Below are 7,500 nucleotides of genomic sequence, written 5' to 3'. Positions count from 1 at the left end.
AGAACTTCGAGCTGTTCATCAACGCCGTGCAGGTTGATGGCGGCCTGCGCCTGGAATGCCAGTACAACAGCCTGCTGTTCCGCGGCGAGACCATCCGTGGCTGGCTCGACGCCTATGAAACCTTGCTGCGGAGCGTCGTGGCCGATGCCACCACGCCCGCGGGCGCACTGGACCTGCTTTCGCCCACCGCACGCGAATCGATTGCCGCCCTGCAACCACCGGCCACGCCGTTCCCGCGCCAGCGCCTTGCCCACGAGCATTTCGAGCTTTCCGTCGACCAGGCGCCCGATCGCGTTGCCGTACGCCATGGCAAGACGATCTTGCGTTATGGCGAGCTGGACGCCCGGGCCAACCGCATCGCGCGTGCGCTACGCCAGCGCGGCGTCGGCCGCGGCGACCTGGTCGGCATCTGCCTTGGCCGCGGTCCGGACATGCTCGCCGCCCTCCTGGGCGTGATGAAATCCGGTGCCGGCTACGTGCCGATGGATCCGCTCTTCCCCGCTGAGCGCCTGGGCTTCATGGCCGAGGACGCGAAGCTCGCCGCGCTGATCGCCGACGACACCGCGCCCGGCGGCGTCGCCCTGGATGATGCCCGCGTGCTTTCACTCGCCCGCGATGCCGCACTCCTGGATGCACTGGACGGCACGCGCCTGCCACGCGACCAGGCCGCCGCGACGCCGGAGTCGATCGCGTACGTGATCTTCACCTCCGGCTCCACCGGCCGGCCCAAGGGCGTGCGCGTACCGCACCGGCCCACGTCGAATTTCCTGGCCTCCATGCAGGAGCTCACCGGCATCGGAGCCGATGACCGCCTGGTGGCGGTAACCACGCTTTCCTTCGACATTGCCTTCCTCGAACTGATGCTGCCGCTATGCGTGGGAGCCACCGTGGTGCTGGCCGGTGCCGACGACGTCCGCGACGGCACGGCGCTGCGTACGCTGGTGGAAGAGAGCCAGGCGACGCTGATGCAGGCGACGCCCGCTGGCTGGCGCGTGCTGATCGAGGCCGGTTGGCAAGGTAGCCGCGGCTTCCGCGCCATCACCGGTGGCGAACCGCTCGCGCTGGACCTTGCCGAGGCGCTGCTGTCGCGCTGCGGACAGGTGTTCAACGCCTATGGCCCCACCGAGACCACCGTGTGGTCGACCTGGTGGAATGTCTCGGCGCCCCGCGAAGGCATCTGGATCGGCACGCCGATTGCCAATACCCAGGTGCACGTGCTCGATGCGCATGGCGTGCCCTGCCCGCTGGGCGTGCCGGGCGAGATCGTCATCGGCGGCGCCGGTGTCACCCTGGGGTACCTCGACCGCCCCGAGCTCACCGCCGACCGGTTTATTCCCGATACCACCAGTGCGGATGCCGGCGCCACGATGTACCGCACGGGCGATCGCGGCCGGTGGCTGGCCAACGGCCAGCTCGAACACCTCGGCCGCCTGGACTTCCAGGTAAAGGTACGCGGCTATCGCATCGAGCCTGGCGAGATCGAGAACGTGCTGGCCGATGCGCCGGCGGTGGCGCGTGCGGTGGTGATCGCCCGCGAAGACCGCCCGGGCGACGTGCGGCTGGTGGCCTACGTGGTCACCCGCGAGGGCGCAGCCTTCAACGAGGAAGCACTGGTGGCGCGGATGAAATCCCGCCTGCCCGACTACATGGTGCCGCAGCACATCATCGACATGCCGTCGATCCCGCTGCTGCCCAACGGCAAGATCGACCGCAAGGCCCTGCCCGCGCCCACCGTGCGCTCGGTGGCGGCCGACACGGAGCGGCTGGCGCCGCGCAATGAGGACGAACGCCGCGTAGCTGCGGCGATGGAGGCGATCCTTGCCCTTCCCTCGCTGGACGTGCGCGACAACTTCTTCGCGCTGGGCGGCCATTCGCTGCTGGCCGCGCAGCTTACCGCGCGGCTCAACCGCGAATTCGGCGTGGCGCTGTCGTTCCGCACGCTGTTCGATGCGCCGACCATCGCCGACCTTTCCCTGGCCGTGGCCAGGCAGCGCGACGGTGGCCAGGTCCTGGCGACCGAGCCGCTGGTGGCCCAGCTCCAGCAAGACCGCGCGCCGCTGTCGTTGATGCAGCAGCGCCTGCATGCGCTGGAAGAGTTGCAGCCAGGCCGGGTGACCTACAACGCGCCATCAGCGCATCGCCTGCGCGGCAAGCTGGACGAAACCGCTTTCGAACGTGCCTTTGCCGCGCTCATTGCACGGCAGTCGTCGATGCGCACGTCGTTCCACCGCATCGACGATACCGTCGAGCAGGTGGTGGCAAGGACCGTGCAGATGAAGCTGTTCCCCGCCGAGGATCTCTCCGGGCTGCCCAGCGACGATCGCGAAGAAGTGCTGATGCAGCGCTTGCAGAAACTTACCGACACGCCGTTCGACCTGCGCCAGGGCCCCCTGTTCAGCGCCAGCATGTTCCGCCTGGCCGACGATGAACACGTGTTCTTTTTCATGCCGCACCACATCATCTGGGACGGCTGGTCGTTTGACATCCTGTACAACGAACTTTCACACCTGTACCGCTCGTTTGCCGAAGGTACCGAGCCGGTACTGCCGGCACTCACGATCAGCTACGGCGATTTCGCCCAGTGGCACGCGCGCTGGCTGGAAGGCCCGCAGTTCAAGTCGCAGCTTGCGTACTGGAAGGACCGCCTTGCACACATGCAGGGCATCACCGCGCTACCTACCGATTACCCGCGCCGCCCTGGCATGTCGGGCCTTGGCCGTACCGAGTGGATCCGCATCACGCGTGAAACCACCGACGCCATGCACGAGGTGGCACGCAAGGCCGACGCCACGCTCAACATGACGCTGCTTGCGCTGTACTACGTGCTGTTGTCGGGCATGACAGGTCAGCGGGAACTGGTGATCGGAACGCCCGTACGCGGCCGCAATCACACCGAGCTTGAATCGGTGATGGGTTACTTCAACAACCTGCTTCCCCTGCACGTGAACGTGGATGAGAACCTCACCTTCGTGGACTTCGTCCGCCATGTGCGCGAAGTGGCGATCGACAGCTTCGGCCATCCGGACGTGCCCCTGGAGTACCTGCAGCGGGAACTGAAAGTGGGCAACGGCCAGGGTGCGGTGCTCTACCAGGCACTGTTCTCCTTCCAGGACGCCCGCGGCCGCACCGTCGACTGGGGCGGCCTGGCCCATGAGCAGATCCTGCTGTTCCAGAGCGGGGCCACCGAGGACCTTGGGCTCTGGTTCCTGGAGGGCGCCGGCGGCATGGTCGGTGGCGTCACGTACAACGCGGATATCCTGCAAGGCGACACCGCGCGCATGCTGCGCGACCGCTACCTTGAACTGATGTCGCGGGTGGACCGCGACCCGGCGCAAACGCTGTCCCAGCTCAACGGTGCGGACGCGGGTGTGCAGGCCGTTGCGCCCGAGGACAGTGCCCAGGACACCGTGGCCGGCTTCGCCGCGATGTTCCAGGCACACGTGGACCGCGCTCCCGACGCCACTGCGCTTACCTCGCAAAGCTGGTCGATCGGCTACGCCGAACTCGATGGACGCGCCAACCGCATCGCCCATTGCCTGCACAAGCGTGCCGGCACCTCGCGCACGGTGGTGGGACTGGCGGTGGAGCCCGGGATCAACCGCGTCGCTGCATTGATCGCCTGCCTGAAGACCGGCATCACCTGCGTGTTGCTGGACCCGGCCGACGGCCTGGCAGCGCTCGCCGACCGCATCGCCGACAGTGGTGTCACGGTGCTGCTGGGCGACAGTACGCTCCAAGCACCGCTGCAGTGGTCGCGCGGGCGCGCCTTGTGGTTCGACGTGGACAACCTCGAACTGGTAGCCGCCAGCGCCGACGCCCCTGCCGCCGTGCCCGCTGCGGACGACATCGCGATCGCGGGCTACCCGCATGGGCACGACGCCCATCCAGAAGCTGCGGGCATCAGCCAGCGGGCGCTGGGCCAGATGCTTGGTGACCTTGCCGTCACATTCGCCATGCCACCGGCCAGTCGGGCCCTGGTCACGGCCCGGCCATCCTCGCCCAAGGCCATCGTGCAGCACTTGCTGCCGCTGGCCAGCGGTGCGGAACTGATCCTTACCACCGATACCGAAGACCTGCGGCAGCTCGTCGTCAGCCGGCGCCCGGATTACCTCTTCGCGCCGGCCGAAGCCTGGGCAGCGCTGCAGGCCGCTGGCTGGAAGGGCCAGATGGACCTCAACGCCGTGTGTACCGGTGGCAGCCTGGCGCCGGAAACCGCGCGCCAGATCGGTGATCGCTGCCAGGCCCTGTGGACGCTCTTCGGCATCACCGGCATTGCGCCGGTGGCCGCCGCGGGCAAGGTCGAGAACCCTGCCGACGGCGCACACGCTGGCCATCCACTGGCCCATGCCGACATCCAGGTACTGGGCCCGGACGACCTGCCACGCCCCATCGGGGCGCTGGGCGAAGTGGCCATCGGCGGAACCTTGCGCAGCGTGCCGTTTGGCCATCGCAGTAGCGCGCATCCGGCACCGCCGGGACTCGTGCGCACCGGCTTCCGTGGCCGCCGCCTGCCCGGCGGCCAGCTTCAGGTGACCGGGCCGATGCAAGAGCAGGCATGGCGGGCACCGGTCAACCCGGCGCCATCCGGCGCGCCGATGAACCCGTCCGAAGAAAAGCTGGCGGCGATCTGGAAATCGCTGCTGTCGCTGGAAAGCGTGCGTACGGGCGACAACTTCTTCGACGTCGGTGGCCACTCGCTTCTTGCCGTGGACATGGCCACGCGCGTGCAGCAGGAAACCGGCGTTCGGCTGAACCTGCTGGACATCGCCAATGGCACGTTGGGGACGCTCGCAGCCGAGATCGCCGCGGCGCCGCCGCCATCGGCGAAGCCTGCGAAGTCCTCGCGAGGCGGCTTGCTGGGCCTGCTTGGCCTTCGTTGACATGAACACGCGCGTCGGGGGGACGCCCATATGACCATGCTTGCATGGCTCGCCTGCTGGGGCAGCTTTTTCCTGCTGGCGCATATCTTCGTCGGCTATCCGCTTCTAGTGTGGATGCAGGCCCGCCTGCATCCCTATCCGGTCCGTAAGCAGTCCGTCACGCCCACGGTATCGGTGGTGATCGCCGTGCACGACGGCAATCGCCATATCCGCGGCAAACTGCGCAATCTTGCAGCCCTGGATTATCCGCCGCACCTGGTCGAGATCATCGTGGCCTGCGATGGCTGCACGGATGTCACCCCGGCGCTGGTACGGCATTGCCGGGATCCGCGCGTGCGGCTTCTGAAATTCGACGTGCGACGCGGCAAGGCCGCCTGCCTGAACGATGCCGTGGCCGCGGCCACAGGCGACGTGCTGCTGCTTACCGACGTCCGCCAGAAACTCTCCCCCATGGCCCTGCGCGAACTGGTCGCCAACCTCGCCGACGGCCGCGTGGGCGCGGTGGGCGGCGAACTGCACCTTGAGAACGTGCGCACGGGCTTTGCCAAGGGCGTGGACGCCTATTGGCGCTACGAAAAACTGATCCGCCAGTCGGAGAGCCAGTCCGGTTCCACCATTGGCGTCAGCGGCGCGATCTACGCCATGCGGCGCGACCTTTGGGAAGGCCTGCCCCAGGGCACGGTGCTCGACGACGTGCTGGTGCCGATGCAGGTGGCGGCCCACGGTTATCGCGTGGTGTTCGAACCCAAAGCCCTGGCCTGGGACCAGCCATCGCAGGAGCCGGTCGCGGAGAGCCGGCGGAAGATCCGCACGCTCGCCGGGAATTACCAGCTGGCGCAGTTGGCGCCATGGCTACTGTCGCCATGGCGCAACCCGCTGTGGTTCCGCTTCATCAGCCACAAGTTGCTGCGCCTGGCCGCGCCCTGGCTGGTGCTGCTGTTGACACTGTCCACGGCGGTGCTCTTCACGCGTAGCCCGCTGTATGCACTGATGTTCTCCGGATTGGTGGCAGCCGCGCTGATGGTCGCCGCCGGCAAGCTGCTTCCCCCATTTGGCCGATGGCTGCCCGTGCGATTGGCGCTGGCCTTCTATTACCTCAATCTATTCGCGGCGCAGGCACTTTTTGCCTTCGCCCGGAAACGGGGATTGCATTTATGGTAAGCCAGGTGGAAGGCGACGGCCGGGCAACCGGCATCCGCGGCAGGATCGGCGAGATGTGTTACTCAAGCGGCCTGCTTCCGCCGCTGCAGCGCGTGCGCGCCATGCTGCAGAAGGAACTGCGCATCCTGGCCTATCACCGGATCATGCGCGTTCCCGATCTGGACACGTACGAATTCGACCTGGAGCTGATCAGCGCCACCCCGGAGCGCTTTCACGATCAGATGTCGCGCATCAAGCGCCACTTCCGGCCGGTGCGGCTGACCGACGTGGTGACGGCGATGGACGCCGGGCAGTCGCTGCCGCCCAATGCCGTGGCCATCACCTTCGACGATGGCTACGACGACAACTACCGCTACGCCTTCCCCATCCTGAAGGATCTGGGCATACCGGCGACGTTCTTCGTCTCCACCGGCCACATCGATACCGGCAAGCCGTTCGGTTACGACTGGCTGATGCACATGATCCTGCTCACGCGCGTCTCGCGGCTTGAACTGCCGGAGCTGGGCATCGACGTGCCCATGCCCGCCGAACGCGCCCGGCGCCGCGAACTGGGCGGCGACGTCCTGCTTCAGATGAAGAACATCGATGCGTTCGCGCAGGAAGCATTGATCGCGCGGCTTCAAACTGAGTGGAACCTGCCCTGCGACCACACGCCCGACGACTGCCGGCCGATGACCTGGGACCAGTTGCGCCAGATGGCCGCCGCGGGGCTTGAGATCGGATCGCATGGCGTACACCACCGCATGCTGGCCAAGATGGCCCCCGATGCCATGGTGCGCGAGATCCGCGAATCGAAGGCCACGCTCGACCGCGAGATCGGCGCCGACACCGTGGTGATGTCCTATCCGGTGGGAGGCGACCGCGCCTTCGACCGCACGGTGATGGATGCCACCCGGGAGGCGGGTTTCGATGCCGCGGTTTGTTACATCTGCGGCTCCAATCCGAATCCCGCGTCCAACCGTTACGCCCTGCACCGCCTGCCGGTGGAGCGCAACATGGGCCCCGGCTGGTTCGCCGCGATGCTGGCATTGCCGAGCCTGATGAGCTATCCCACGCAACACCGCGAGATCGAACGCGAGGCCGAGCCCGCATGTTCGTCCTGATCCTCCTGTACGTAGTACTGACTATCATCCGGCCGCAAGATTACATGCCGGGCCTGGTCGGCGTACCTTTGTTGCCGGCGGTGCTCGTGCTGGCCTTCGGTCTATTTATAGCTGGCAAGAAGAACCTCTCGGCGCCGCAATTCCTGCTGCTGCCCGTCTTCCTGCTGGTGTTGATGATCTCCGAAGTGACCAACGGCTGGATGGGCGGCACGGTCGACCAGCTGGGAAAGTTCGGCCCTACCGTGATCGCGTTCTTCGTGCTTGCAACCGCATGTACTTCGCCGCGGCGCCTGGGGGTGACCATGGGAACCATCGCTGCATGCGCCGCCGTGCTGGCCCTGCATGGCATTGGCCAG

Annotated in this window: 3 protein-coding genes and 1 pseudogene; all 4 read left to right on the top strand. The window is 66.9% G+C overall.

Annotated features, from left to right (window positions below; all coding sequences use genetic code 11):
* A partial coding sequence (locus VK519_RS16630; RefSeq protein ID WP_324351603.1) for a non-ribosomal peptide synthetase occupies positions 1-4,880 on the top strand: 4,880 nt, incomplete at its 5' end.
* A 30-nt stretch (positions 4,881-4,910) separates the two neighbouring features.
* The gene (locus VK519_RS16625) at positions 4,911-6,041 is read left to right on the top strand and encodes a glycosyltransferase family 2 protein (RefSeq protein WP_324351602.1); all 1,131 of its coding nucleotides are present in this window, start codon (positions 4,911-4,913) and stop codon (positions 6,039-6,041) included.
* Positions 6,035-7,144 (top strand): polysaccharide deacetylase family protein, encoded by a 1,110-nt coding sequence (locus VK519_RS16620; RefSeq protein ID WP_324351600.1) that lies wholly within the window; start codon positions 6,035-6,037, stop codon positions 7,142-7,144. The genes VK519_RS16625 and VK519_RS16620 overlap by 7 nt, the downstream gene beginning before the upstream one ends.
* Positions 7,132-7,500: pseudogene (locus tag VK519_RS16615) on the top strand (O-antigen ligase family protein); the annotation flags it as partial. The gene VK519_RS16620 and the pseudogene VK519_RS16615, both read left to right, overlap by 13 nt.

It is taken from the genome of Pinirhizobacter sp. (assembly GCF_035317885.1).
Taxonomy (GTDB): Bacteria; Pseudomonadota; Gammaproteobacteria; order Xanthomonadales; family Rhodanobacteraceae; genus Pinirhizobacter.
Note: the sequence above shows the minus strand (reverse complement) of the source record. Positions and strands in the feature narration are given on the sequence as shown.